Origin of the sequence: Streptomyces sp. 1222.5 (assembly GCF_900105245.1) — a bacterium.
Classification (GTDB): Bacteria; Actinomycetota; Actinomycetes; order Streptomycetales; family Streptomycetaceae; genus Streptomyces; species Streptomyces albidocamelliae.
Map to the genome: position 1 here is coordinate 444,340 of NZ_FNSZ01000001.1, position 26,821 is coordinate 471,160.

The following is a 26,821-nucleotide window of genomic DNA, read 5'->3' on the forward strand; positions in this document are numbered from 1 at the left end:
CGGCGGACCGTACCGCTATCCGCTGAGCGAGGGTGTATGAGCACGATGATCGGTGACCTGCCGATTACGGTGATCGGGGAGGGCGACGGGCGTTGGAGGACCACGACGCTCTGCCTGGCCGTCGACTTCGGTTCCCGTGACGATCCGCCCGCCCTGGGTGGAGTCGCCCATCTGCTGGAGCATCTACTGATGTCGGCGCCCGTCGACGGCGGCCGTTCGCTCAGCGAGCGTGTCGAGCGGCTCGGCGGACGGGCGAACGCCACCACCGGTCTCGATCGCATGTTCTTCCAGGCGCAGGTGCTGGGCGACCATGTCCCAGAGGTGGCCCGCCTCCTCACCCGGGCTGTGCTGGATCCTCAGCTCGACGATGCCGTGCTGGAGACCGAGCGCCAGGCAGTGCTGCAGGAGTTGGCCGCCGCGGCGGCCGATCCCAGCGACACGGTGCAGGACGCCTTTCTCGCCGCCTGTTTCTCCGGGCACCCGCTGGGCCGTCCGGTCGGCGGAACCGACGACGCCATGCGCGCGACGGAGTTGGCGGACGTGCTGGGCGTGCACCGTGGCGTCTTTCTGCGCAGGCGCATGACCCTGGTCTGCACAGGAGGAACCGCGCCCGCCGAGGTCGCCGAGCAGCTCGCCGGCACCCCCTGGGCGGAGGTCCCAGCGCCCCGCCCGTGGGCGGCCGCCGAGCCGGTGGCGGAGCCGCTGCCCGCTCTCGCGGCGGGGCCGTGGACACCACGGGCCACGAGTGCCGATCCGGACGGATTCTCCTGGTTCGCGACCGGAAGCCGTTCCCCGTCCGTGCACGATCCCCGGCGCCACGCCTTCACCGTCCTGGCCCAGTTGCTCGGCCCCTCCCCCGCCTCGCCGCTCTACCGCAGGCTGCGGGGCCAGGAAGGGCTGGTCTACGCCTTCTTCACCTGGTCGCGCGGCTACACGGAGACCGGAGCCTGGCGCATCATGGCCGGGGTCGAGAACCGCAGTCTCCGGCGCGCGCAGGAGGTCGTCCGCGAGGTGCTGCTGGAGGTCGCCGCGGACGGTCCCGATCCGGAGGACCTCGCCGTGGCCCGGCGCCAGGCGGTGACCGATCTGGTAACCACCGCCGAGCGGCCCTGGGACCACGCGATGGCCCTGAGCCAGGAGACCGGCCTGGGCACCCGCCCGTGGTCCCTGGAGATGGGGATCCGCGATCTGGAGAGCGTAACGGCGGAGCAAGTACGATACGCCGCCGCCACCGTGACGGAGCATCAGCTCACGGTCGTACGACCGGAGCCGGCATGATCCCCGCGGACGCTGGCCCCCAGGACGCCGACCCCGCCTATCTGGCGGCCTGCCGGGACGCCGGCCTGCTCGTGGACACCGGTACGGGGCACTGCGTGCTCGGCGCGACCCAGGACCCGTTGAACGGGCGCCACTACTGCCTCGTCGAGTACGCCCACCCGGCTCCGGTGACGACCGAGGCGGCCGAGGCGCTGCGCCGGTATGCCGCGGCCGTCCATCCGCACACCGGCGGAGTGCTCCTGCGTACCGGACCCGGCGTCCGGCTCGGCACGCCCTGGACCCCTCATCTGACCTACCTGCGGCACGATCCGCCCGCCGACGCCGACGCTGACGCCTCAGGCGGTGATACCGCTTCCGGTGTCGTGGTCCGTGCGGCGGGCCCCGAGCACCAAGGGCAGATCCGGGCCTGGCTCGCCGATGCCTTCGAGGCGGGGGCGGCCCAGCAGGGCGCGCCAGCGCTTCGAGGGGACGCGGAGGTGCAGGCGGACGCGGTCATGGCCGCACCCGGGCGCTCAAGCCTCGTCGCCGTCGCCGGGGGCGAGCCCGCCGGGCACGCGACGCTGCTGCCGTTCACCGACGAGGTGACCGGCACCGACTATCTCGAACTCTTCGACACCCTGGTCGCCGAGCCCTTCGACGTCCGCGCCGTGACCGCGCGTCTGGTCGAGGCCTCGCTCGCCCGGGCCGCCCGCGCCGGCGTTCCCCTGCTGGGCAATGTGGTCCACGGCGGCTCCGCGGGCTCCACGGAGCACGGCGCCCGCATCGTCGCCTCGCTGCAAGGGCGTGGCTGGCGTACCGAACACGTCTACTGGCTTGCCCCAAACCCCGACCGCCACCGCGAGGAAGTGACGTGACCGCGCACGACGACGCCCAGGCGTCTCGCCACGAGCCCCACCGCGCCCCCCTCCCGGTGCCGGATCTGGCCCTCTTCCGCCGCCTCCTCGACCTCCACGAGGACGCCACGCCCTACGAGGTGGTGACGGCGGCGGGCCGGGTCTCGCAGGCGTACCGGGCCCTGGTGATGACGGCGGCCGCCCGGGAGGGCGTCGTCGGCAGCGGATCGGCGGACGAGTTGCGGCGCCGGGCCGCGCGCACCGCGTTCTACGCCCGTGTCCAGGGTCGTTGTGCCGCACTGGGCGCCCGTCCCCTCAAGGGGCTGTCCCTCGCGGCGTGGTACCCGGACGACCTGCCCCGGCCGATGAACGACCTCGACCTGGTCGTACCGGACACGGCCACCCTGTGGCGGGTCGTCGGGACCTTGGTGGCCGAGTACGGGCCCCGGGAGATGGACCTGGCGGTGCTGGACGGCGAGGCCCGGCAGCTCGCGGTGGCCCTGTCCTGGCCGGGCGCGGACCCGCTGCTGGACTACGAGACCCGCGTGGAGATCCTGACCTGTGCGCTCACCGGCGACGAGGGTGCGGTGCCGCGGCGGCGCGTGCTGCCGGAGGATCCGCTCGCCGCGGGGCTCCTGGCCGTCGCCGAGGAGCGCTTCCAACGGCCCTTCAACGGCAAGGACGTGGTCGACGTCATGATGGCGCTGGCCCCGGGGCGCCCTCTCGATCTGCCGCTGCTCGCGCGCGCCGCCGACGCGTACCATCTCGCTCCCGAGCTCGCGGAACTCCTGGAGCTGTACGCCGGCGCCGTCCCGTACAGTGCCCCGGGCGCGGAGTCGGTCCCGGAACAGGGGCGGATGCCGTCCGGATTCCACGCGCTGCTCGCCGCGCTGGGCGAGGCGTCCGCGCGTGAGCTGCGGCGACGCGAGGACTGGCACAGGGAGCGCGGGACGGCGACCGCCCCGGGGGCGGGCGCGCTGCGCCACGGCATGCGGCTCACCGCCCTCGAATCCGTGCCGCGGCCGCATCGCCGGGCGGAGGCCGCCAGACTGCATCCGTTCGACGGCGGCAGCCTGCTGCTGACCCCGGTCGCCGATTTCCTGCTGGTGACCGGGGCCGTGGTCGATCCCGCGCTGTACGACGCGGCGAGGAGCGCTCTCGCGGAGGTCAGTCCAGCAGTCCAAGGGAGCTGAGCAGGGCACCCAGGGAGTCCGCGTCAGCGGTTCCGAACGGCCGCTCGGGACGCTCCTTCCGCGCTTCGGAGGCGACGCCCGACTTGCGTTCCGCGAACGCCGTGAGATCGCGGTTCAGACGCACCGCGTACTCCCCCACGGACGGCCCCCTCAGCAGCAGCGACACGGTTCCGGCCGCCGCGGTCGCGGAGTGTACGGCCTGCGGGGACAGGGCGTAGGAGCTGCCCACGGACTCGGTGCGCTCCAGCAGGTGCCGCGCCGGGCCGCCGTCCGCGGCCAGCCGTCGTTCCACGTCGGCCACGTCGCCGTAGAGCCGGTGGACGTAGCTGCCGTGCAGGATCGTGGAGGCGAAGGCCCAGCGGTGGTTGTGCGGTCGCCCGTGCGGGTCCAGGTCACCCCCCGCCCAGTGCTGCAGGCGCAGCCGGGCACCCGAGGACGGGTCCTCGTGGAGCACCATGCGGTTGCCCCAGGGCCTGACCTCCGAGAGGCCGAGCAGCCGTGGGTCGGTCCGCGCGGACCGCAGCAGTGCGGCCAGCCGGTCCGGCCGGGCGAACCGGCGCAGCGCGTCCTCGAGGGCTCGGGCGGTCTGTGCCGCGTCGTGCCAGTCGACCTCGGACAGGTGCGGGTCAGGCATGGGCGCGCGGGACGGCGGGAGGGGGCTGCGGCATGGTGTGCTGCCGGGCGATGCCCCGGGCGTAGGCGTCGGCCAGCCGGCGGCCGTCCGGGACGGTGAGCCACATCCGCATCAGATGGCGCTGCTCGTCCGGTCCGGTGCCGTTCTGGAAGCCGTCGCGGGCGTGCAGGACCGTGTGGTTGTTGACGTACTGGACGTCGCCCGGCACGAGGTCCATGGACAGGGCGACGCCGGGCTCGCCGGCGATGGTGTCCATCATCTCCAGCGCGTCCAGCTGCTGCCGGCTCGGCTCGGGGGGTGCCTGGCCGCCGGCCGGCTGGAGGTATGCGGGCTGCCCGTTGGCGGCGGCCCTGCGGCGCCAGGACGGCCGGCGGCGGAAGGAGAGCTTGCCGTCCAGCCAGGAGATGTGCGAGGCCGCGTAGTACGGGACGCGGTCGCCGTCGGCCTCGTCCTTGTTGTTCATCCAGAACGGTTCGTAGAGGCCGTCGACCAGGTCCGGCCTGCGGCGCAGCAGTTCGTTGTACACGGTGACCGAGCTCGCCACGCGCGAGGCGCCTCCCGTGCGGGACCGGCCGACGCACAGCAGGGACACGATGTCGCACCAGTCGGTGTGGAAGGGGAGTTCCACGTTGGTCTGGTAGGCGAACCGGTCGGGGCGCGCGGGGCCGTCCTCGCGGACGTGGGCCAGGTACAACTCCCGTTTGTCCTGCGGTGTCGGGAACCCGATGGCGCACGACAGCGCCCAGTACATGAGTTCCAGACGCTCCGGTGACTGGCCGGCCACCGGCATGCCGCGCACGAGCAGCACCCCGGGACCGTCCTCCAGGTGATGCCGCCAGCCCACGGCCTTCACCGCGAGCCGGGGCAGCCGCAGTTCGTCGGCGGGGATGTGGTGCAGCGGGCGGGATCCGCCGGCCAGCCGGGCGGCCAGTGCAATGAGTTCGTCCAGGTCCTGGTCGGTGAGGCGGACCTGCCAGTCGCCGGGCCGGGTGGCCATGCGGTCCCCGCGCCAGGCGGCCGGGGAGTCGAGCGGGGCGCGCAGGACCGGGCCTGCCGTGAGGTCGGTGTTCATAAGTCGACGCTAGCCTTCGGCGACACTTTGTGACAAGTAATGTGACTCGCCTGTCACAAACCCTTGATGGCTGGCTTGATGCTCTGTCATGATGGCCTTCCCGACGCCACTTTGGAGCAAAGTGAACGCTCATACACCTCTCGCGGATCCCGTAGTCCGGCGGTCCGCCGTGACCACCGTCGAGCCACTGGAGCCCGTGGACGTCGTCGTACGTCACGAATTCTGCGGACCCCTGCTGTGGAGCAATCGCCGCCACGCGTTCTTCCTGCCGAAGGAGGACAGCGAGAACTCTCTCGTCACGCGGGCCGTCGAGCGCAAGCGCGCCGACCAGGAATGGGACGACGGGTCACTGCCCGCCGGCCTCGCGGACGACCTGCGCGAACTGGGCCTGGACGGCCGGGTCCGGGAGATCCGGTCCCCCTACCAGGACCGGCTCAGCGGGCCACTGGAAATCTACTTCGACTACACGTGGCTGTGTAATCTGGCCCGCCACAAATGCGGCCAGGATTCCTTCTGCTACGCCGCCGAGTTCCTGGGCCCCACCACGATGCGTGAACAGCGCGTGCGTGAACTCATGGCCGAACTCGCGCAGTGGGGCGTCATGCGCGTCCATCTGGCGGGCGGCGAGCCGACCATCAACAAGCGCGCCCTGGCCAACTATTTGGACAGCGCGAGCGAGCAGGGGCTCTACACGTCGATGGCGACCAACGGTCTCCTCATCGACGACGACACGCTGGACATCATCCTGCGGAACGGGCTGAAGTCCGTCAGCTTCAGCATCGACGGCGCGTCGGAGGAGACGTTCGGGGCGGTGCGCGGCCCCGGTCTCTTCGACAAGGTCGTCGCCGCACTGCGGCACACCGTGCGGCGCAAGCGCGAGACCGGTTCCGACATGCGGGTGTGCGTCAAGCCGACGTACACGCCGTCCACCCCCTACTCCGAACTGGAGGCGCTGGTCGAGCTCGCCATCGACGCCGGCGCGGACGTGGTGAAGTTCGCCAACCCGGAGCGCTGCCTCCACCACGAACAGGGCTTCTACTCCCAGCAGGTGGACGAGTACTACGCCGCCATCGAGTACATCGGCACGCTGCAGAAGGCCTACGGCTCGCAGATCTCCATCACCAACGTCAGCAACCCGATGGCCGGCTGCGGCGACATCGGGATACCGGGCCTGTCCGGCTGCATCGGCGGTCAGGAGCTGATCGCGCTCAACCCCGACGGCAGCGTCACGCCGTGCCTGATGCACCCGCGCAAACTCGGCAACATCGACGACCAGTTCAGCGGCCTGCGGGACTTCTGGAACGGGTCGACGCAGCTCACCGACTTCTGGAAGGCCCTGGAGAAGCCCGAGGGCTGCTCCGGCTGCGACATCTACAGCTCCTGCCGCTCGGGCAGCACCACGCGCCGCATCGTCCAGATCGGCCGCTTCGACCCGGAGCGCACCACCGGCGACTTCAGCGCGGTCAAGGACCCGCTGTGCACCCGGGACTACCTCGCCCGGCATCCCGAGAAGAAGCTGCCCGAACCGCCGGCGGACCCCACGGCGTTGCGGCACTTCCGCGAGATAGCCGTACGCCACTCGTTGTGAACTCCCCTGCTCTTCGAGGAGCCCCCATGAGAGTCGCGCTCGTCAGTTTCTACGACTCGCAGCGCTTCGCCGAGTTCCCCATCACGCATGCGCTCAGCTCCATGCGACTCGGCGCCTACCTGAGCCGTCAGCACCCTGAGTGGGAGATCCGGCTGCGGGCGTTCGACGAGCAGGGCTGGTCGGCCGAGGCGGCCGGGGCCTCGCTGCTCGCCGAGGGGTTCGACGTGGTGGGCGTTCCCGCCTACATCTGGACCCTGGAGCGGACCCGGCAGCTGACCGTGGAGCTGTCGAACGCCCCACAGGCCCCGCTGGTGGTCTGCGGCGGGCCGGAGACCAGGGCCATGCCCTACGCCGACTGGCCCGAGGGAACGGTGTTCGCCATGGGGCAGGGGGAGGAGCCACTCACCTGGCTCTGCGAACAGCGTGCCGAGGACCCCGGGTTCGACGGGCTCCGCCTGGCGAACGGGCTGGCCCAACCGCTGTACTCGGCGCGCCGGGAGCGCCGGGACGCCTACCGCCACGCGGTCCCCGACCGGCGCGACCGACGACTCCCGCACGGTATCGAGCTGTTCGGCCCGGAGTTCGAGCAACTCCTGGCCGGTGACCCGGTGGAGACCGACTTCACCTGGTACGAGACCGCGCGGGGCTGCATCTACGACTGCAGCTTCTGCGGTCACAACACACTGCCGTTCTTCGCCACCTTCGACACCGACTTCGTGCGCACCGAGATCAGCAACATGCGGGCCCGGGGGATCCGCCGCATCTTCCTGATCGACCCGATCCTCGGCGGCAAGGCCGCCCGGGGCAAGGAGATCCTGCGCATGTTCCGGGACCTCGCCCCGGACATCGCCATCAACGCTTACATGCGCCCCGAGTTCCTCGACGACGAGTTCGTCGAGGTCCTGGTCGAGTCCAACATCGAAGAGCTGCTGATGGGGCTCCAGACGACCAACCCCAGCGTGCCCAAGCACGTGCGCGGCAACCACTTCGGAAAGATCATGAAGTACGTCCCGCACCTGACCGCCCGGGGCATCCCCTGGCGGGCCGAGCTGATCGTCGGACTGCCCGGGGACGACATGGCCGGCCTGCGCGAGTCGCTGCGGTTCACCGTGGAGGAGCTGCGGCCGTGGTCGGTGCACTCCTACCACCTGACGGCCATCCCGGAGACCAAGCTGTTCGAGCTGCTCGACCGCACCGACGACGAGATCTGGATCAAGGCCGACGACAAGCTGCGCGTGGTCTCCGCCAGCAGCTACAACGAGCGCGAGCTGCGGGACATGCTCATCTACGCGGGCGCCGTCACCTCCCTCCACGCCCACCTGCGCGAACAGGGCGTGTTCGACACCCCGTTCAGCGAACTCGACGCCCAGGTGGGCCGCATCCTGTCCGACCCCGCCGCCCGCGCCGCCCGCTCGACCTTCCTGCGCATGGGCCAGGACGCGGGGCGGGCCGCCTGGGCCGCGTACGGTGCCGGCGCCGTCACGGCCGCGGCCGGCTGAGGGGGACGGTCGTGGCAGCACACACCCCGGTGCGGTTGACCGTTCGCCGACACGCCGAGTCGGTGTGGAACGCGCAGGCCAGGATCCAGGGCGACATCGCCTCGCCGCCACTGACCGCGGCCGGAGCCGCCGAGGCCGAGCAGTGGGCGGCCGGGCTCCCCGACGACGCCGGCATCCGCACCATCTGGAGCAGCGACGCCGTGCGTGCCCGATCGACCGCGGCCGCCGCCGGCCGCCGACTGGGTCTGCCCGTGACCAGCACCCGGCTGCTCGCGGAAGCGGGCGCGGGGGTCCTGGAGGGACTCACCCATGCCGAGGCCGCGCGCACCCTCCCCGAACACCACCGGGTGTGGAAGGCACGCGGCGACCTGGACGCCATCCCGGGAGCCGAATCGGGCGACCGGCTCCAGGCCAGGGCGATCGCCTTCCTCACGGCCGCTACGGGACCCGGCGGAGCGGAACTGTACGGCGGCACCCAACTCGTGGTGAGCCACGCCGCGTTCCTGCGCTGCCTGGTGAACACCGCGCAGCGGCGGCCCCGCACCACCCCCGTGGCGATCGGCCACGGAGACACCCATCTGCTCACCGATCCCTGGACGGCTCTCCGGCCGGAGCGGCTCAACCAGCTCTGGCGGCCCGCGGCCCATCGTGTCTCCCCGGGCCCCGACGGCGACGCCGGCCCGGCCCCGCGGTTCGTGGTCAAGCTGGTCCCGGGCCTCGGCGCCGACGGAAGGCTGGACCGGTACGCAACCGTCCAGCACGCCGTGAGCACCGCGACCGGCACTCCCCCGCTCCTGGCTGCGGCGACCCGCGGTGACGGCTCGGCCGTCACGGTGCGCCGGTTCGTGCCCGGTGCCACCCTCGGACACCACCTCGGCTCCGACGAGGAATGGGAACTCCTCGGCTTCTACGAGCGGTTCAACACGCGGCTCGGGGCAGCGGTGGAGGCGGAGGCGCTCACCGGAGTCCGATCGCTCGGCGACCGCATCGACATCGCGCTGCGCGGACCGGACAACGAGGCAGTGCGCGAACTGCGCACCCTCACCGGCGACCGCGGACTACGCGCGTTGTTCTACGACCGTTCCCGGGTCGCGGACTTCGACCTCCACCGCGACAACACCCTGCGCACCGACACGGGGCAGTTGCTGCGGATCGACCTGGACTCGCTCTGCCCCGGCCCTCCACGGCTCGGCGAGGCCTGCGCCCTCGTCGGCGCCTCCGCCCTCTACTCCGCAGGGCGGTCCGCCTCATCGCACGAACGACCCCACGCCAGGCGGCTCGGCGGCGACTCGGACCACGCCCGGGAACTGCGGCACCTGGTCCGGGTCCGGCTCCTGCTGGGCCTGTGGTTCTTCCTCGCCGCCCCCGGAGCCGCCGGCACCGCGGGCAGCGAACGGCACGCCGCGCTCTACCGCGCGGCCCTGACCGAGCTGACGGCGCTCGACCAGGAGAAAGGCAACTGCACCCGATGACCCCACCGACCGAGGACTCGTTCCTCCTCCTCAAGCCCGACGCGCTGGAAAGGGGACTCGCCGACCACGCCGTCGACGCCCTCCGCCGTACCGGCCTCACCGTGACGGGGCGCGCGCCCATCCGGCTGACGGAGAGCCAGGTGGCGGGGATCTACCCGCAGGTCGACCCGGACCTGCGTCCGCTCACCGCCGGCATCATCCGGCGCTATCTGATCGGCAGGCCCGCCGCGTACATCACCGTGAACGGCAGCGATGCCTGCGCACGGGTGGTGGAGGTCAAGACCGCGCTGCGCCGGGAACTCGCCGACGTCCTGTACGGCAACCTCGCGCACAGCCCCGACACCCCCGACCAGGCCGCCTCCCAGCTGCTCGTGCTCGCCGGACGCGGACCCCACGCCGTGTTCACCCCCAAGCCCGGCCCGTGGCGCGGCTGGAGCCAGGAGCGTATCGAGGCGGCCCTCGACGTCTGGGCCGCGGACGCCGTCGAGGTGGGCACCAGCAGGCCCACCCGCTGGTCGCCGCTCCGGGAGACGGAGGGCCCCGGGGTACGGGTGGCCGTGCCGCGCCGCTGGGTGATCGCCTTCGACGACATCGGGGCCTTCCTCGCCCGGCTCGCCTGCCACGACGATCCGGGATTCGCCGTACGGGCGACGCTGGCCGCCCTCTACGACCGCGACGGACTGCCGCTCGCGGCGCCCACCGCCGCCGACGCGGAGGCCCTCGCCGCCCAGGTGACCGAGTTCGGCCTGCTGGCCACGCTCACGGCCGGGTCGGACGGTTCCCGACGAGTCGCAAGGAGTGCCACACGATGACCGGCAAGCTGGGCAGGAGCGTCCGCGCAGCGTCGGACCTCTGCTTCCGCGCGCTGTCCGCGGCGGCCAGACGGATCGCCCCCGGAGCGCGCGCATCCGCGCGGGAGCAGACCGAGTCGGATCTGATCCGCTTCCGGCGGGCGCGCAACCGCAGCGGCGACAGCTACCCGCTGTGGTGAGCCGCGCCGACGGGGCCGTCTCCGCCGTGTCGTACGCCCTGACCTCCGCCGTGTACTACGCCGTGCTCACCCCGCTGGCCCTGCTCGGGCGCATCGTCGGTGCACGCGCCCCCCTCGCTCTGCGGTCCTTCCGTGCGGGCCCCGGCTCGGCCCTGCGGCGACTCGACCGGGCGTTCGGACCGGACGACTTCCGGCCCGGACGGGCGGGGATCTCACCCACCGAACGTTCGTGCCACTACCACGACAGGCCGAAGGGACCGGTGCAGCCGTGACCGCCATCGTGGGCATCTCGGCCTTCTACCACGACAGCGCCGCGGCGCTGGTCGTCGACGGCGAGATCGTCGCCGCCGCGCAGGAGGAGCGCTTCACCCGGCGCAAGCACGACCCCGCCTTCCCGCAGCAGGCCCTGGCCTATCTGCTCAGCCAGGCACCCGGCGGAGTGGACGCGGTCGCCTACTACGAGTCGCCCTGGCTCAAGCGCCACCGTGTCCGGCGGAGTCTGCTCGGCGCCGCTCCGGGAGGGGCCGAGGCCTTCCGGCTCGCGCTGCGCGGCGGCATCGCGCGGCCCGACGGCACGGAGCGGCGCATCCGTGCGGGGCTGCGGGCCGCGGGACTCTCCGCGGACCTGCCGATCCTGTGGTCGAGGCACCACCTCTCGCACGCGGCGAGCGCGTACTACCCCTCCCCGTTCGAGCGTGCCGCCGTCCTGACCGTCGACGGGGTGGGCGAGTGGGCGACCACCGGCATCTTCCTCGGCGAGGGAGCGCGCATCACCGCCCTGGACGAACAGGTCTTCCCGCACTCCCTGGGCCTGTTGTACTCGGCGGTGACCCATTTCTGCGGATTCAAGGTGGACAGCGGCGAGTACAAGCTGATGGGCCTGGCGGCCTACGGCGACCCCGGCTCCCCGCAGACCCGCGCGTTGCGCGAACTGATCCTCGAGCGGCTCGTCGACGTGCGCGAGGACGGCTCGTTCGTCCTCGACATGCGGTACTTCACCTTCCACCGCGGCGGCACCATCATCGACGTACAGCGCTGGGAACGGCTGTTCGGGATGGAGCGGCGCAGGCCCGAGACCGGCGGTGCCGAGCGGTACGCCGACCTCGCTCTCGCCGTGCAGCAGGTCACCGAGGAGGTGATGGTGCGTCTCGCGCGCCACGCACGCGAGCGCACCGGCGCCGACGCACTGTGCCTGGCCGGAGGGGTCGCACTCAACTGCGTGGCCAATTCCCGGGTGCTGCACGAGGCCGGGTTCGACCGGGTGTGGATCCAGCCGGCCGCCGGAGACGCCGGCGGCGCGGTGGGCGCCGCCCTCGCCGCCCACCATCTGGCCCTGCGCGGCCCCCGTCCCACCGCTCCGGTCCCGGACGGGATGAGGGCGGCCCACCTCGGCCCGGACATACCCGACGGCGCGGTCGTCGACCTGGTGCACCGGTACGGCGCGCGCTGCACGTCGTACGACGACTTCGGCAAGCTGGCCGAGGAGGTGGCCGGGGAGCTGGCCGACGGGAAGGTGGTCGGCTGGGTCCAGGGGCGGATGGAGTTCGGTCCCCGGGCACTGGGCAACCGCAGCATCCTCGCCGATCCGCGCAACGCCGCCGCCAAGTCCTGGCTGAACTCGAAGATCAAGGCCCGTGAGGACTTCCGTCCGTTCGCGCCCTCGCTCCTCGCCGAGGCGGCGGACGCGTACCTGGAGCCCCCCGTGCCCTCCCGGTACATGCTGCTGACCACCCGGGTCCGGCCGGGCGACGACGGCTCGCCCATCCCGGCGGCCACACATGTCGACGGCACCGCACGGCACCACACCGTCGAGGCCGCGGACAACCCCCGCTTCTGGCGGCTCATCGACGCCTTCCGCACCCGCACCGGCTGTGCCGCCCTGGTCAACACCAGTTTCAACGTCCGTGGTGAGCCGGTGGTCGCCACCGCCGACGACGCGTACCGGTGCTTCCTGCGCACGGGCATGGATCTGCTGGTCATCGGCGACCACCTGTTCCGTCAGGCCGACCAGTCGGCCGAACTCGCCCACGACAGCCTGCCGCTCGACTGACCCGACCGAACCGGACGCCCCGTTCACCGGGACCACACGGCCGGCATCGCCGGCTGGCGTCCGTCGCAGGAGGAGAAGGACAACTCATGACCACCGCGCTGCTGTGCACCGGCTGGCCCCGCGGGATCGAGGTGGCGCTGGACCGGCTCGAACGCGACGGGCGACACCCCGCCCTGCTCATCCTGCCGGACACCGTGGCCGGCGACCGGGAGCCGGCGGATGCGGCCTTCGAACGGTTCGGGCTGCCGGTGCTCCCCCTCCCCCAGGCGGAGATCGGCGCCGGCCGGCTCTCTCCGGAGAGCAGGCGCGCGGTACGTGCCGCGGGAGTGACCGCTCTGCTGGCGTTCCGCAACGACGGCGGTACGGTCGACCGCAGGGCGGCGGTCCGGGTCGCGCTCTCGGTCCCGGTGCGCGAACTGCTGGTCATGCACGGGCGCGGGGACGTCACCCGGTACGGGCGTACGGCTCTGCTGGCCGCCCTGTTCCGCGACCGTGAACCGGGACGCGAGCGGTGGCGCGAGCGCGTACCGCGGCGCGGGCGTAGGACGGGGCGCGGTCGCCGGGAGGACGCCCCGCCGGCGGAGCTGTTCGATCCCGTGGCCGGACGTCACCTCCCCCGGGGCGGCGACTTCGCCGGTGTCGACGCGCGCGGCGGCCTGGAGGTCAGTCCGCTGGGGTTCCTGCGCGTGCCCGGGATGGCGGAGCCCGCCGATCTGGAACCGTCCGCCCGGCGCCGGGTGATCATGCTGGGCGGCAGCGCGCTGTACGGGCTCGGCCTGCCGGACAACGCCGCCACCGTCCCCGCACGCCTCTACTGGCGTCTCGGCGGCGCCGACGACGGGCCCGAGGTGCTCAGCTTCGCCGTGCCGGGAGGATGGTCGCGCGGCGAGTCCGCGATGCTGCTCTACCGGCTGCGCCACGCCCGGCCCGACAGCGTGGTGACCCTCTCCGGCTGGAACGACTTCAACACCCTGTTCGCCATGGACCTGGTCAACGGACCGGGTGCACAGGTGCTGAACTGGACGTTCTCCGACTACCACCACTATCTGCGGATCCACGCCCCGCACGAGATCGACGACACCCACGTCCCGTTCGCCCGCAAACCCTCGGTGGTGCGCAGCCTGCCGCACCTGGACTCCGCCGTCTTCCCCCGCTCGGGAGCACGGCTGCGCAGTTCTCAGTGGCTGGACAACCAGGCGCTGATGGCCACCGTCTGCGAGCAGCAGGGCAGCCACTTCGTCTGCGCCCTGCAGCCGCACTCCCTGCTCCAGCCGGCGCTGGGCACGGAGTTCACCCGAAATTGGGTCACCTCGCACTACGACTTCGCCTTCACCGGAAGGGACGGGCAGCCCGGCCGCGCCGAACTGTTCGACGCCTACGCCGATTCGATCGCCTCCGTCTACCAGGTCTACCGGCAGGGCCTGACCGCGTTGTCCTCACGCTTCCCGACCGCGACCTTCCTCGACCTGTCCACCGTCTACGCGGACGAGGACGCCCCCTGCTTCCTCGACGGAGTCCATCTCACCGCCCATGGAGCGGACGTACTCGCCGACGCCCTCGCGAAGGCGCTGGGGCAGCCGTCAGCGGACGTCCCCCACGGGGAAGGAACCTCGCTGCCCGCAGCAGCGGACAAGAGCCCGGACGACCTCGTCGCCCGGTACGACCGGCGCCTTCCCTAGCCCCCCGCGCTGCCGGCGCCATGGGGCGCTGATCCCCGGCGCGGCGCGACGAGCGTACTCCCGCCGCGGCCACCGTCAGGATTGATGCGCGTCACCGCCGGGAAGCCACCAGGGGCCGATCGACCGTCCCGTTCCGCGTGCCGAGCGTGCGTTCTCCCCTCCGCCCCTGGATCGGTGGACGGGTGACCGGCGAGGGGAAGCGACCGTGGGGGCGGTCGCGTGCAGTACACCGTGACGAAGTGGGGGGGAAGCAGCACATGACCACCGCGGCATTCACCAACAAGGCGATCCTGCGGTACTCGATCGCCTTCATCGGGTACGCGGACCTCGAGGGAGAGGTCCAGAGCGTCTCGCACCAGGCCCTGCGCGGGGACAACTACTACCAGGACCTGCCCGAGCCGAAGGACTGGACCGGAGCCCTCAAGGGCGTTCAGCACAGCAAGGACGCGGAACGGCAGGTGGTGAACCTCCTCGCCGACGAGATCTATCGCCACCTGGGATGCCAGAGCACCGCTCAGTACACCGCGCGAATCGGCGCGGTCCGCAAAGGCACGGTGGACCTGTACTCCGACATGGGCCCGTGTCACTCCTGCCGGTCGGTGATCAAGGACTTCCGCAGGGATTTCCCGGCCCTGACCCTCCAGATCCGCTACCGCAACGCGCTGCGCGGCGGCGGGTCGGCGGCCCTGATCCCGGCGGGCGACGGCCTGTACGGGCAGTACGGCATCGGCGACGCCACGCAGCGCACGGACCAGCTGTGGGCCAACACCTACCCCGGCAGTCCGGTGGCCGCGGCCACCGGCACCTTCGACGTCAAGGTCACCGGGCCCGGCGGCCGGCGATTCACCGGCACCGTGCGGGGCGTCGACCAGCAGCCCCACTCCTCGTACCTGTACCCGGCACCGAGTTCCACCGCGGCGCCGCTCGACGAGGTGGGCGCTGTCATGGACGGGATCGCACGGGACCTCAGCACCCAGATGGTGCCCGAGCGGCTGATGCGCCCGCAGGCGTTCCGGCAGTGGATCCGCGGCATCGGCCAGGGCACCGTACGGCTCGACTGCGAACGGGGGCCCGGCAAGGACGGCCGGACGGCGATCGAGGCGTTCATCGAGGACTTCCCGAAGGTCCGCATCGAGGTGGCCTACCCGGGCGCGACCGCGCAATCGGACGGCCGCGGCTACACGGACGCCACGGAACAGGACGGGGGCACCTGGCTGAAGATCTTCCCGGCCGCCCGCTGACCGACGGAGTCCTTCGCGCGCCCGTTCGCCCCTGCCGTTCCCGCCTCAGCCGAACCGGCGACGACGGCTTCCGGGGCTTCGGGCGCGTCGCCCTTCCACACGCCTGCGAGCCCCTGGGCTGACGCGTGTCACCTGGGCGCGCCACAAATCCGCTGCCGCAGGCCCCACCGCGTCCCGCAGGGCGTCCACCGCGATGGCGAACTGTGTCGCCTTCGTGGGCACAGCTCTGAAGGCCGCCGGGGCGCCGCGGCCTGGGACCGCGGCCCTACGGCTTGGTCATCTTCGCGGTCCCTACAGCTTGGTCATCTTGCTGTAGGGGCTCAGGATCCGCATCTGCTCGGAACCGAAATCCACGAGTACCGCGACTCCGTCCTCGATGCCGATCACCCGACCGAGGCCGTACGCGTCGTGCGTGACCTGGTCGCCCACGGCGAAGTGCTTCGGAGGCGGCGTGATGGGAGCCTTGAAGGGGCTCGTGGGCAAATGGCGCTTAGGTGCAGCAGGCTTTGTCATCGCCTCTAGTATGCGCCTACGAAGTGCACTGGTGGCTACCCTCGCTGACCGTTGGACCCCGTTCCAGCACGAGCTGAGCCTGCCGGTCGGCCGGCCGACGGGCGGTTCGACTTCGTAGAAGGCCGAACCGCCCGTACCCTTCTGGTGTCTACGGGCGTCACATAGCGGGCGCCGAAAAGTTGGAGGCAATACCTCGTGCTGATTGCTCAGCGTCCGTCCCTGACCGAAGAGGTCGTCGACGAGTTCCGCTCCCGGTTCGTGATCGAACCGCTGGAGCCGGGCTTCGGCTACACCCTCGGCAACTCTCTCCGTCGCACCCTCCTCTCGTCGATCCCCGGCGCTGCTGTCACCAGCATCCGCGTCGACGGTGTCCTGCATGAGTTCACCACCGTGCCGGGCGTCAAGGAGGATGTCACCGACCTGATCCTCAACATCAAGCAGTTGGTCGTCTCCTCGGAGCACGACGAGCCGGTCGTGATGTACCTGCGCAAGCAGGGCCCGGGTCTGGTCACCGCCGCCGACATCGCGCCCCCGGCCGGTGTCGAGGTCCACAACCCCGACCTCGCCCTCGCCACGCTCAACGGCAAGGGCAAGCTGGAGATGGAGCTGACCGTCGAGCGCGGTCGCGGCTACGTCTCCGCCGTGCAGAACAAGCAGGTGGGCCAGGAGATCGGCCGCGTCCCGGTCGACTCCATCTACTCGCCGGTCCTGAAGGTCACGTACAAGGTCGAGGCCACGCGTGTCGAGCAGCGGACCGACTTCGACAAGCTGATCGTCGACGTCGAGACGAAGCAGGCCATGCGTCCGCGTGACGCCATGGCGTCGGCGGGCAAGACCCTGGTCGAGCTGTTCGGTCTCGCCCGCGAGCTGAACATCGACGCCGAGGGCATCGACATGGGCCCGTCCCCCACGGACGCCGCCCTGGCCGCCGACCTGGCGCTGCCGATCGAGGAGCTCGAGCTCACGGTCCGTTCCTACAACTGCCTCAAGCGTGAGGGCGTCCACTCGGTGGGCGAGCTGCTCGCGCGCTCGGAGGCGGACCTCCTGGACATCCGCAACTTCGGTGCGAAGTCCATCGACGAGGTCAAGGCGAAGCTGGCCGGCATGGGCCTGGCCCTGAAGGACAGCCCGCCCGGATTCGACCCGACCGCCGCCGCCTTCGACGCGGACGACAACGGGGGCACGGGTTTCATGGAGACCGAGCAGTACTGATCGTCTCGCCGGGCCGCGCATAACGGGGAGGGCAGCCGCGCTGCCCTCCACCGATGACCCCGGGCCCGCGACAGCCCCCTCAGAGATCACTCTGAGGGGGCTGTCGTCTCCGCGCGTTGAGAGGCAGCAAGGTCGGGCCCAGGGCTCGCCACGAGGACGACATCCCGGTCCTGCGGGCCGAGCTCTACGACGACGTGGTCAACTCCTCCCGGGCCGGGAGCGGACCGTGGCGGCCGGTCACACCCGGCTACAAGGATCCGCGGCTCGTGGTGGAGGACGAGGAGCAGCGGCGCGCCGAGTTCTACGTGGTGGAGCTCGAGGGCGGCAGTCTGATCGGCACCACGGTGCTCTGGGGCATCGACCCCCACAACCGATCCGCGCACATCGGGCTGGGGCTGCTGCCGTCCTCCCGTGGCAAGGGCTACGGCACCGACGTGGTCGCGGTGCTGTGCCACTACGCCTTCGTCGTGCGCGGCCTGCAGCGGCTGCAGATCGAGACGCTGTCGGACAACACCGCGGTGCTGCGCTCCGCCGAGCGCAACGGCTTCGTCCGCGAGGGTGTGCTGCGTTCCTCGGCCTGGGTGTTGGGCGAGTTCGTCGACGAAGTGGTGCTCGGACTCCTCGCCCAGGACTGGAAGCGGGATGCGCAGGTTCAGGCTGCCGTCCGCACCCAGGGCTGAACGGTCAGCGGCCCTCCAGGTAGGTGGTGCGCCCGTCGTCGTCGAGTTCGAAGGGGCCCTCGGGGATGATGCAGAACTCGTTGCCCTCGGGGTCTGCCATGACCAGGAATCCCCCGTCCGCGTACTGCTCCAGTCGGCGCCCACCGAGCGCCTCGACCCGCTGCTGCTCGCTCGCCGGGTCGGGTGAGGTGATGTCGAAGTGCATGCGGTTCTTGCCCGACTTGGGCTCGGCGGTCTGCTGGAAGCCCAGGCCGAGACCGTTCTCCCGCCGCAGCCACACGTACGGCCCGGTCCGGCCCACGACCGGCCTGCCGAGCAGCTCGGCCCAGAACGCGGCAAGCCGCTCAGGGTCGGTGGCGTCGACGATGAGGGCGTTGATGTGCGTCGGGGAATCTGCCATGGTGGCATCCTCTCAGAACGCGTGAGGGTGCCTGACGTACACACGGTCACCGAAGCCCCCCGCCTCCCGCTCGTCCACGCCGGCGCCCCCTTCCAGCGCAGGCCATTGGCAGAACACGACTGGCCCCTCGCCGCCCGAGGAGCACCCCGGACCATGACCGCCTTCGACACCTGTGGCACGCGCGTCCACACCGCCCGGCAGCTTGCCGACCTGGTGACCGATCGCCTCGGCGCAGCCTTCGTCGAACGGGACAGCGACTACCTCGGCGTCTACCTCCTCGCCACGCTCAGCGACGCGACTCGCATCCAGATCCAGCCCAACGCCGTACCCGGCGACGACGGCGACCTCTACGACGAGCAGCACCCCGACCTGCCCGTGCTCCTTCTGATCGCCGCTCCGAGTCCAGACCCTGCCCTCCACGACCGACTCGCAGGCATCGAAGGACTCGCCAGGCTCACCCCGACGCGAAGCTGAAGCCATCTTGGCGAGCAATCGTCAAACCTGTGGACGTGGACGAGTTCTGGACCCGCCGACGGCGGGGAGACGCGGGTCACGTTCGTTCGTGTCACAGGGCGTCGAGTCACCTCGTCTCAAGTGGTGTAGCCACTGACGACCGCAGAGGGAGCACACCATGGACGCGCGACTGAACTACTTCGCCGGCCCGACCACCGGCAAGGTCCTGAAGCATTTCATGTCGGCGGGCAAGGCTCTCAAGGAGTCGCCGCTGCCGGCCGCGACGCAGGAGCTGGTGGCACTGCGCGTCAGCCAGATCAACGGCTGCGCCGCCTGCATCGACATGCACACCAAGGAGGCCGCCGCCGCCGGCGAGACCTCGGTACGGCTGCATCTGGTCGCGGCGTGGCGGGAGGCCACGGTGTTCACCGACGCCGAGCGTGCCGCGCTGGAGCTGGCGGAGGAAGGGACCCGGGTCGCGGATGCGGCCAGGGGCGTCAGCGACGAGGTGTGGGCGTACGCCGCCAAGCACTACGACGAGGAACAGCTCACGGCCCTGGTGGTCCTGATCTCCTTCATGAATGCGGTGAACCGGCTGAACATCATCACCCAGCAGCCGGCCGGCCACTACGAGCCCGGACAGTTCCACTGAGGGGAAGATGTCCGCGCCGGTGAGTGCGCCCGGGTGAGAAGGTGCACGGGGAGGGGTTTCGTCGTGAACAAGGTCGATGAGTTCGAGGAGTTGCGGCCGCTGCTGTTCTCGATCGCCTACCGCATTCTGGGCAGCGTGGGTGAGGCCGAGGACGCGGTGCAGGAGACGTGGCTGCGCTTCGACGGTTCGGCGACCCAGGTCGCGTCGGCCAAGGCGTTTCTGTCGTCCACGGTGACGCGGATCTCGATCGACGTCCTGCGCTCGGCGCGGGTGAGGCGGGAGGCGTACGTCGGCCCTTGGTTCCCCGAGCCGCTGCTCAACGATCCGTATCAGGATCCGGCGCGCTCGGCGGAGCTGGCCGACTCGGTGTCGATGGCGGCGGTGCTGCTACTGGAGCGGCTCAGCCCGCTGGAGCGGGCGGTGTTCGTCCTGCGAGAGGTGTTCGACTTCGGGTTCGACGAGGTCGCCGCGGCGGTGGGGCGGTCGGAGGCGGCGTGCCGGCAGCTGTTGGTACGGGCCCGACGGCACATGCAGGCCGGGCGGCCACGGTTCGAAGCGGATGGTCAGGAGCGGCAGGAGCTGGCGACGCGGTTCTTCGACGCGCTGAAAGGTGGTGACGTGGGCGGACTGCGGGATCTGCTGGCCGCGGATGTCCAGTTGGTCGGGGACGGCGGCGGCAAGGCACCGCAGCTCGCCAGGGCCGTCAGCGGTACCGAGAACGTGGCCCGGCTGCTCCTCTCCGTCTTCCCCCTGTTGGCCCGCGTCGGCGTGACGTTCGAGCCACAGGAGATCAACGGGCAGCCCGGCGCGATCTTCCGCGACCGGGACGGCAAGGTGCTCCACATCCTGGCCCTCGACGTGTTCGACGGGCAGATCCAGACCATTCGCTCCGTGATCAATCCCGACAAGCTCGGCCATCTCGGGCCGGTCGCCGACGCCTGGGCCATTGACCGCGAGGTGAAGCAGGTCCGGATCGGTGACTGCCGATAGACCTCGGCACGAACGTACCGTCCCGTCGCGAAGGCGTTCCCCTGCGGCCGGCGAAGCCGGTCCGGCACGACTGTCAGAGTCGTCTGTCAGGCTCTTCCCATGGAGATGACGCTGCAACTGACGATCGACTGTGCCGACCCTCAGCGGCTGGTGGCGTTCTGGAGCGAGGCTCTGGGATACATCCCCGAACCTCCCCCGCGCGGTCATGCCACGTGGCGGGAGTACTGGGCGGCCACGGGGGTGCCCGAGGAGGAGTTGCCCGAAGGTGCGGGCGACGTCCCGGAGTCGATCGTCGACCCCGCCGGTCGGGGGCCGCGCGTGTGGTTCCAGCAGGTCCCGGAGCCCAAGGCCGGCAAGAACCGCATACACCTCGACCTGAAGGTCGGCGGCGGGCGGGACGTCCCGTTGGCGGTCCGCACGCAGCGGGTCACCGCCACGGTGGAAAGGCTGGTGAAGGCCGGCGCCGACGTGCTCCGGATCACGGACGATCCGGACATGGGACAGTACGCCGTCCTGCTCCAGGACCCGGAAGGCAACGAATTCGACGTCGTCTAGGCGGGGTCGGGTCACGTTGCCGGGCGGACGCCTCTGGTGCCACTCGGCGGACAGGTCGGCGGGGAGCGGTGGCTAGGATGAGTCATGAACCCGAACTCCGTGCACCATCAACCTAGTTGGACCCAGCGGCGGCGGACGGCTGTCCTGGCCTCCCTGCTGAGCGCCGCGGCACTCGGATGGACCGCGGTCGCGCTGAGCGTGCACACGACCGGCTCGGCCGCACTGGACCCCGACCGTGTGACCGATGCCGACGTGGCCCGGCTGGGCGCCACTGTGATGGCCGGCATCGCGGCGCTGGCCGCGGGGCTGTGGTGGCGCCACTGGGCGACCGTGAGCCGGCCGTTGGTCGGCGGTGGTTCGGCGCGCGGGGCGTTCGCTGTATCCGCGCTCCATTCGCTCTTCGTCGTACCGGTGATCCTGCTCGCCTCCTGGGAGTGGAAGGCCCTTGCGATCGCCTTCACGTGCGCGGTGCTCGCCGCAGGTGTGCGGGAGGCCGCCGACGTGACCGGACGAGCCACTGAGGCTTTCGCCTAGGGGGACGCGGCTCCCCGCCGGGGGGACGCCGGTGTCAGCGGGTTGGCCGGCCTGCTGACCGGGACTCCGCAGCGGTGTCCCTGGCGCCTCGAAAGACTTCAGAAGGCCCAGTCCTCATGAGGGTGCGTGCGGCGGCCGTGTCGCTGGAGGAGCCTCAGGGCCGTTCGGAGTCCGTGCCTGATCGGTCGGGGCGGGCTGTGCGCTGGGCAGGTGGGGCGGTGAGACCCGTGCGTCGGCGGGCTGTACCTGGCCCGCGGGCGAAGCCCAGCCGAGGGGTGGGGCCACCCGGGGAGCCGCGCCGGCCGCTCCCTGTCCGTCCGACGGGGCCCGGTAACCGACGGGACCGCTCTGTTGTCCGTGCTGCGCGCCGAGCGGCGAGTAGTAGATCGGCCACGGGTGCGACGAGGTCACGTGGACGGCGGGTGCCTGAGGGACGACGGTACTCACCGTGGCGATGCCGCGGCGCCGTGCGAACCACAGGACCGCCGCGGCATAGATCAGGATCGTCGGTATGTCGACGGCCGCTTCCACCCAGCCCATGTCGGCGGCCGTCTCGTCCGAGTCGAGTGCACCCTTGATACCCGCCGCGATGCCCATCCCCACCAAGTTGTTGAGGGTGTGCAACGCGATGGAGGCTTCGAGCCCGCCGGTGCGTACCGCCAGCAGCCCCATCACGCCGCCGAAGACGACCAGATCGGCGAAGCCCCATGCCGTGCCCCACCCGTGAGCCGCGGCGAACAGCACGGCCTGGGGCAGCACGGCGATCCACGGTGACCGCAGCCAGGACCCGACCGCCTGCACCAACCAGCCCCGGAACACGTACTCCTCGGCAGCCGCCTGCAACGGTACGAAGCAGCAGAGCATCACGAGGGCGAGGAGGAACGAGCGCCAACCGACCCACTCGGCCTCCCCACCGCTGTCCCCCGTCCCCGGCAGCAGGAACGTGATCCCCAACGACACCACGACGACCGGCAGCGCCAGGCAGAGGCACAGTCCCAGCCAGCGTCGGCGCAGCCGTCCTGTCACCGACGAGACGGTCCCGGCCGGACGGCCCTGCACCCAGCGCGCCGCCAGAAGGACCGCCGGGATCGCGATGGCGATGGACAGCAACTCGACAGCCATGTCGCCGATCGAGCCCCAGGTGCGCATGTCGTCGGCGTCGGTCGGGCGGTCGAGGATCACCCCGCCGACCTCGGATGCGACGACGAGCACCATCATGAGCAAGGCCGTGCCGACGCCCACCACGACCGTCCCGGCCAGCGGGCGCCACCACCGCCCGCGCCGTCCCTTCAGGAGCGCCAGCCGGTGGAAGGGCAACGGAGCGACCGGGTCCGGGTCCTGCGGGACAACCGGAGGACCGTAGGGATCGGGGTAGTTGATCGACATGACGCCAGCATGCCAACTTATGCCGACCCGAGCACCCTGCTCATGGTCCGGTCCGGCCGGCACACCCCAGTCGACGCATGCAGGGCCGCTCCGAACGTCGCCTCGGCGCCAGGGCGGGGTGCGGTGGTGTTGAATACGGCTCCATGAGCGAGCGTGGGCGTGCGGCGAGTCGGACGGCTGTGCTTGTCTGCCAGGGCCGGGCGGCCGCGGACGGGGGAACTGCTGACGGCCGGTTCACGGATCCGGTGGCGGCACGGCTGCTCCGCGGCGCGGAACGTGCCGTCGTGGACCAGGTTCGTGCGGGCACTCCCCCACACGGCTGGCGGGAACGCACGATGTACGAGAGTGTGCGAGCGTGCGCCGAGGTGGTCGTACCCCGGACTGTCGCAATCGACGAGACGCTCGGTGCTCGCGCGACCGGCCAGCTCGTGATCCTCGGAGCCGGTCTCGACTCGCGGGCGTGGCGGCTGGCCGAGCTCGCGCGGACGGATGTGTGGGAGGTCGACCATCCCGCCTCCCAGCAGGACAAGCGCGTCCGTCTCACGGAGGCCGCCGCCGTACCGCGGGAGTCGGACGAGGGCGATCGGCACGGCGCCGAGTTGCCGGCTCTCGCCCGATCCGTACGGTTCACGCCGGTCGACTTCGCCATCGATGATCTCGGGACGGCGTTGGCGGCCGCCGGGCACGATCCGTCCGCGCCGACGACATGGCTGTGGGAGGGCGTCGTGCCGTACCTCAGGCGCGACGAGGTGCGCGCCACCGTGGCCGCTCTCGCCGCCCGGACTGCCCCGGGCAGCGCACTCGTCCTCAACTACCAGGCGCCGTCGGCGAAGGCGGCCGTAGGACGCCTCCTGACGCGGGTGCTCGGCAGTTCGATCACGGCGGGCGAGCCGTGGCGCTCGCTGTGGAGACCACAGCAGATGGCCGCACTGCTCGCGGAGTACGGCCTGCGCGTCGTGGCGGACGACCATCTCCTCGACCTCGCACACACCCTCGGCAGCCCGGCACGCGCGCGGGCGTCCTTGCGGTCGGGTCGCGTAGCCGTCGCGGAGAGCCGATGAGGCGCGAAGCGGCAACGGCAATCGGGCTGACAGACAGCGTGTTGCAGGGCGTAGAGCCGCTCGGGAGCGGTGCTACGCCCTGCAGTGCGGTGCGCGCGTCTGCCGCCTACGGTTCCGTGCCCCACACCAACGTGCCGCCCACGTACACGGTCACCTTCGCAGCGTCCGCGTACGACGTCCCGGTGCCCCGACTGTAGTCGTCGGTCTCGTTGAAGTCGGACCAGTCCGCTTTCGTCAGCCGGAGCTGGATGTCGCCGGTGTTCGCGCCCGCGGCGAGGGAGCCCGAGGCGAAGGTGACGTCGAGGCTGTGGTCGGCGCCGGTGCGGGCGGCCGGCAGGGTCGTGACGGACGTCTTCACGGTGGAGCATCCGACCTGGGCGTAGTCGCACCACGTCTGGAAGCCGGCGGACGACGACTCCCCGGTGAACCAGTAGCGGACGGTCACCCTGGACAGGTCGACGGCGCCGGTTCCCGTGTTGACGAGCTGGAGACCGGGCTTGATCTGGTTGTCGCCGGTGGCGGAGTCGTTGTTCTTGTACTGCGCCTTCAGGCCGCTGGTGCCGCCGCCCCCGCCGCCGGACGTCTTCGTCGTCGCAGAGACGGCCGCCGAGGCCACGGAGACGTTTCCTGCCGCGTCGCGCGCCTTGACCGTGTACCCGTAGGTGGTGGCGGGCGACAGACCCTGATCGGTGTAGGACGTGCCGGTGGCTGTCCCGGCCTTCACGCCGTCGCGGTAGACGTCGTAGCCGGCCACTCCGGTGTCGTCGGTGGCGGCGGTCCAGGTGAGGGAGACGCTGTCGGCTGCCGTCGCGGAGACGGTCAGTCCGGTGGGTGCCGTCGGCGCCTTCGTGTCACCGCCGGTTCCGCCGCCGCCCGAACCGCCCACGGGCGGGTAGGCGTTGGCGAGCAACTGGCGGAACTGGGCGGAGAACCAGTGACCGGCCAGCGGCGCGTCGGCCAGCGCTCCGGTGGGGTTGTTGCCGTTGCGCGCGTTGCCGGTGTACGTCGGGTCGCACATCCGGTCGAAGCTCTTGCCCTCGTCGTTGTCTATGGCCTTGCTCGCGCCGTCCGACTCGCCCGGCGGCTTGGCCCAGACGTAGGCGTCGATGCCGGGTTCGGGTGCGGTGGCCGGACGTTCGCCGAGTCCCGCGCCGCGCTGGTTGCACCAGTTGCCCGCGTGGATGCGACGGTCGACACGGCCGCCGTCGACGTAGGCGTCCACGCTGGTCGCCGGACCGGGACCGGTCGGCCTCGCGGAGCCGCCCCAGCCGTTGCGGGAGGTGTCGATCAGCATGCCGATGCCGCTGTCGAAGCCCTGGGCGACCAGCGCGGTGCGCAGGCCCTGGGCGTACGTCGTCTCGTCCACGTACTGGTTCCAGTCGATCCACTTCGACTGGCGGACTGTCTGCCCGTTCACCGTGTCGGTGATCTTGACGTTGGGTTCCTTGGTGGCCGAGTAGTTTGCGGTGTTCACGATGAAACCGGTCACGTCCCCGACGGTGGCGCCGCTGGTCGTCGCGGCCTTCTTGAACTCCTGCGCGGAGGGCACCAGGTTGCTGTCCCAGCCGAGCCAGCCGTGGTGGCCCGCGTCTATGTAGTTGTACGTGTTCGGCAGCGCGCCGAGCTTGTGCAGGGCGTAGCCCACGCCCTTCTCGTAGTTGCCGTTGGATTTCATGGTGGCGCACTCGGGGGTGGACCCGGCCGTGCCGCCGGCGTTGGTGACCAGATTGGGCAGCGAGTCGGGTTCGACGAGGTTGACGATGCGCAGGCTCGCGTACGCCGGGTCGGCGAGGACCGTGGCGATGGGGTCGATGTACTCGGTCTCGTAGCGCCCCAGGTCGTCGGGGCCCAGCTCGCCGTTGGAGGCGAGTGCCGCGCAGTCGCGGCCGGGCAGGTCGTAGATCACCAGTTGGACCAGGTTGGCGCCCTGTGCCTTGGCCGCGTCCAGGTGCGCCTTCAGACCGCGCGCCTCGGAGGTGCCGTTGATCGCGGCGATGCGGTCGAGCCAGACGAAGGTGGGCTGGTCGGCGACGGCTGATCCGCCGGGTTCCGCGGCCGCCCTGGCCGACCAGTCGGGGTTCACATAGGGCTTGGCGCCCACGTAGGGGTTGTCGAGTCTGGCGGCGGCCGACGCGGTGCCCGGCAGGGCTGCCACGCACAGTCCCGCCGCCAGTACGACGGACGCGACGGACGCCATGGCCGCTCGCTCGCGGCGACGTCCGGGGTGCGGTGGCGGGCCGTCCGGCTCGCGGAAGCGTGTGATGGGCCTGAGGAGGGACATGAAGCGACTCCTGAATTGACGGCGGTCTGGTGACAGGCTGTGGGGTAGGCGCGGTCCGAGCACGGACGGTCGGCTTCGCGGGCGCACGGGCGTGCTCACCGGGCGGGCACGGGCGGTTAAGGCTGCTTGTACGGGGTGCGCGCGTGGTGCGACTGGTGCGATCAGGAAGGTGCGCGGCGTACCTCGGTCCGACCGGAGCCCGGTCTGCGACACCGTGGCACGGGGCGCCCTGCCGATCACGGGGACTGCGGGCTGACCGGGGAGAAGCAGGCCGACGTGTGCCCCGCCGCCCGGCCGGGGGCGCACCGGCAGTCCAGTCCGGCCTTCCGTCGAGCGAGCAGGCGTGGAACCGACCGACTGAATGGCCGGCCGGCGGAGCGCGATCCGGTGCCGGGGTACGACGACCGTGGCGGAGCACTCGGGGGGCAGTGCCCGGCCGCTGGAACACGCGGAGGACAGGACACCGGCATTGGGAGCGCTCCCACGGTGCAGCCGTCCGGCCACTCGTGTCAACACCCTTGCCACGAAAGGTCTTTCGCTTCGGATTCTCACGCGGGGTACAGCGATTACGACC

General features: G+C 71.3%; 26 protein-coding genes. 20 read left to right on the forward strand and 6 right to left on the reverse strand.

Annotated elements, in window-relative coordinates; translation table 11 throughout:
• Positions 1–36 precede the first annotated feature (36 nt).
• From BLW57_RS02190 to BLW57_RS02200, 3 genes are read left to right on the forward strand one after another with little or no spacing between them, the layout of a single operon-like run.
• Positions 37–1,278 (forward strand): M16 family metallopeptidase, encoded by a 1,242-nt coding sequence (locus tag BLW57_RS02190; RefSeq protein WP_093471722.1) that lies wholly within the window; start codon positions 37–39, stop codon positions 1,276–1,278.
• Entirely contained in the window at positions 1,275–2,132 is an 858-nt protein-coding gene (locus tag BLW57_RS02195; protein ID WP_093471724.1) for a hypothetical protein, read from the forward strand. The genes BLW57_RS02190 and BLW57_RS02195 overlap by 4 nt, the downstream gene beginning before the upstream one ends.
• A complete protein-coding gene (locus BLW57_RS02200; RefSeq protein WP_093471726.1) occupies positions 2,129–3,304 on the forward strand; it encodes a hypothetical protein in 1,176 nt (391 codons plus the stop codon). The genes BLW57_RS02195 and BLW57_RS02200 overlap by 4 nt, the downstream gene beginning before the upstream one ends.
• Here the strand turns inward: BLW57_RS02200 and BLW57_RS02205 are convergent.
• Both BLW57_RS02205 and BLW57_RS02210 read right to left on the reverse strand, forming a co-directional pair.
• Positions 3,279–3,938, reverse strand: a complete 660-nt coding sequence (locus tag BLW57_RS02205) for a hypothetical protein (RefSeq protein WP_093471727.1) — start codon at positions 3,936–3,938, stop codon at positions 3,279–3,281. The genes BLW57_RS02200 and BLW57_RS02205 overlap by 26 nt on opposite strands.
• The gene (locus BLW57_RS02210) at positions 3,931–5,010 is read right to left on the reverse strand and encodes a TauD/TfdA family dioxygenase (RefSeq protein WP_093471729.1); all 1,080 of its coding nucleotides are present in this window, start codon (positions 5,008–5,010) and stop codon (positions 3,931–3,933) included. Before BLW57_RS02210 ends, BLW57_RS02205 begins: the two co-directional genes overlap by 8 nt.
• A 169-nt stretch (positions 5,011–5,179) precedes the next feature.
• Between BLW57_RS02210 and BLW57_RS02215 the strand changes: the two genes are divergently transcribed.
• The 9 genes from BLW57_RS02215 to BLW57_RS02255 all read left to right on the forward strand — a co-directional run bounded on the left by BLW57_RS02215 (position 5,180) and on the right by BLW57_RS02255 (position 15,530).
• Positions 5,180–6,598, forward strand: coding sequence for a radical SAM/SPASM domain-containing protein (locus BLW57_RS02215; RefSeq protein ID WP_176985416.1), 1,419 nt, complete (start codon positions 5,180–5,182; stop codon positions 6,596–6,598).
• A 26-nt stretch (positions 6,599–6,624) separates the two neighbouring features.
• A complete protein-coding gene (locus BLW57_RS02220) occupies positions 6,625–8,097 on the forward strand; it encodes a B12-binding domain-containing radical SAM protein (RefSeq protein ID WP_093471732.1) in 1,473 nt (490 codons plus the stop codon).
• 11 nt (positions 8,098–8,108) lie between these two features.
• A complete protein-coding gene (locus tag BLW57_RS40825) occupies positions 8,109–9,569 on the forward strand; it encodes a histidine phosphatase family protein (protein WP_176985417.1) in 1,461 nt (486 codons plus the stop codon).
• Complete coding sequence (locus BLW57_RS41175; protein WP_176985418.1) at positions 9,566–10,381, forward strand: nucleoside-diphosphate kinase; 816 nt, start codon at positions 9,566–9,568, stop codon at positions 10,379–10,381. Before BLW57_RS40825 ends, BLW57_RS41175 begins: the two co-directional genes overlap by 4 nt.
• A complete protein-coding gene (locus BLW57_RS02235; protein WP_093471735.1) occupies positions 10,378–10,560 on the forward strand; it encodes a hypothetical protein in 183 nt (60 codons plus the stop codon). The genes BLW57_RS41175 and BLW57_RS02235 overlap by 4 nt, the downstream gene beginning before the upstream one ends.
• Positions 10,557–10,832, forward strand: coding sequence for a hypothetical protein (locus BLW57_RS02240; RefSeq protein WP_143051571.1), 276 nt, complete (start codon positions 10,557–10,559; stop codon positions 10,830–10,832). Before BLW57_RS02235 ends, BLW57_RS02240 begins: the two co-directional genes overlap by 4 nt.
• The gene (locus BLW57_RS02245) at positions 10,829–12,610 is read left to right on the forward strand and encodes a carbamoyltransferase family protein (RefSeq protein WP_093471738.1); all 1,782 of its coding nucleotides are present in this window, start codon (positions 10,829–10,831) and stop codon (positions 12,608–12,610) included. Before BLW57_RS02240 ends, BLW57_RS02245 begins: the two co-directional genes overlap by 4 nt.
• Before the next feature lie 86 nt (positions 12,611–12,696).
• Positions 12,697–14,289, forward strand: coding sequence for a hypothetical protein (locus tag BLW57_RS02250; protein ID WP_093471739.1), 1,593 nt, complete (start codon positions 12,697–12,699; stop codon positions 14,287–14,289).
• A gap of 257 nt (positions 14,290–14,546) precedes the next feature.
• Positions 14,547–15,530 carry a deaminase domain-containing protein gene (locus tag BLW57_RS02255; protein ID WP_093471741.1) on the forward strand — a complete coding sequence of 328 codons (984 nt, stop codon included), beginning with the start codon at positions 14,547–14,549 and terminating at the stop codon, positions 15,528–15,530.
• Between the two features lie 291 nt (positions 15,531–15,821).
• Here BLW57_RS02255 and BLW57_RS02260 read toward each other — a convergent pair whose 3' ends face one another.
• Positions 15,822–16,043: a hypothetical protein gene (locus BLW57_RS02260; protein WP_093471742.1), complete on the reverse strand. Its 222-nt coding sequence runs from the start codon at positions 16,041–16,043 to the stop codon at positions 15,822–15,824.
• A gap of 195 nt (positions 16,044–16,238) precedes the next feature.
• Here BLW57_RS02260 and BLW57_RS02265 point away from each other — a divergent pair, with 195 nt between their 5' ends.
• Together BLW57_RS02265 and BLW57_RS02270 are read left to right on the forward strand one after the other, a co-directional pair.
• Positions 16,239–17,255 carry a DNA-directed RNA polymerase subunit alpha gene (locus tag BLW57_RS02265; protein WP_093471744.1) on the forward strand — a complete coding sequence of 339 codons (1,017 nt, stop codon included), beginning with the start codon at positions 16,239–16,241 and terminating at the stop codon, positions 17,253–17,255.
• Positions 17,256–17,371: 116 nt separating this feature from the next.
• Positions 17,372–17,935 (forward strand): GNAT family N-acetyltransferase, encoded by a 564-nt coding sequence (locus tag BLW57_RS02270; protein ID WP_093471745.1) that lies wholly within the window; start codon positions 17,372–17,374, stop codon positions 17,933–17,935.
• Positions 17,936–17,939: 4 nt separating this feature from the next.
• Here BLW57_RS02270 and BLW57_RS02275 read toward each other — a convergent pair whose 3' ends face one another.
• Positions 17,940–18,335, reverse strand: coding sequence for a VOC family protein (locus BLW57_RS02275; RefSeq protein WP_093471747.1), 396 nt, complete (start codon positions 18,333–18,335; stop codon positions 17,940–17,942).
• A gap of 153 nt (positions 18,336–18,488) precedes the next feature.
• Between BLW57_RS02275 and BLW57_RS02280 the strand changes: the two genes are divergently transcribed.
• From BLW57_RS02280 to BLW57_RS02300, 5 genes are all read left to right on the forward strand, one after another.
• Positions 18,489–18,809, forward strand: coding sequence for a hypothetical protein (locus tag BLW57_RS02280; RefSeq protein WP_093471748.1), 321 nt, complete (start codon positions 18,489–18,491; stop codon positions 18,807–18,809).
• Between the two features lie 157 nt (positions 18,810–18,966).
• The gene (locus BLW57_RS02285; RefSeq protein ID WP_093471750.1) at positions 18,967–19,440 is read left to right on the forward strand and encodes a carboxymuconolactone decarboxylase family protein; all 474 of its coding nucleotides are present in this window, start codon (positions 18,967–18,969) and stop codon (positions 19,438–19,440) included.
• A gap of 63 nt (positions 19,441–19,503) precedes the next feature.
• Positions 19,504–20,430 (forward strand): RNA polymerase sigma-70 factor, encoded by a 927-nt coding sequence (locus BLW57_RS02290; RefSeq protein ID WP_093471752.1) that lies wholly within the window; start codon positions 19,504–19,506, stop codon positions 20,428–20,430.
• Between the two features lie 99 nt (positions 20,431–20,529).
• Positions 20,530–20,985 (forward strand): VOC family protein, encoded by a 456-nt coding sequence (locus BLW57_RS02295; protein ID WP_093471753.1) that lies wholly within the window; start codon positions 20,530–20,532, stop codon positions 20,983–20,985.
• A gap of 84 nt (positions 20,986–21,069) precedes the next feature.
• Positions 21,070–21,519, forward strand: a complete 450-nt coding sequence (locus BLW57_RS02300; RefSeq protein ID WP_093471755.1) for a hypothetical protein — start codon at positions 21,070–21,072, stop codon at positions 21,517–21,519.
• 114 nt (positions 21,520–21,633) lie between these two features.
• Here the strand turns inward: BLW57_RS02300 and BLW57_RS02305 are convergent, their stop codons facing one another.
• Complete coding sequence (locus BLW57_RS02305) at positions 21,634–22,905, reverse strand: CPBP family intramembrane glutamic endopeptidase (protein ID WP_256339347.1); 1,272 nt, start codon at positions 22,903–22,905, stop codon at positions 21,634–21,636.
• Positions 22,906–23,048: 143 nt separating this feature from the next.
• Here BLW57_RS02305 and BLW57_RS02310 point away from each other — a divergent pair, with 143 nt between their 5' ends.
• Entirely contained in the window at positions 23,049–23,966 is a 918-nt protein-coding gene (locus BLW57_RS02310; protein ID WP_093471756.1) for a class I SAM-dependent methyltransferase, read from the forward strand.
• Between the two features lie 106 nt (positions 23,967–24,072).
• On the opposite strand, the gene BLW57_RS02315 is transcribed toward BLW57_RS02310, so the two are convergent.
• The gene (locus BLW57_RS02315; RefSeq protein ID WP_093471758.1) at positions 24,073–26,163 is read right to left on the reverse strand and encodes a glycoside hydrolase family 6 protein; all 2,091 of its coding nucleotides are present in this window, start codon (positions 26,161–26,163) and stop codon (positions 24,073–24,075) included.
• Positions 26,164–26,821: the final 658 nt, after the last annotated feature.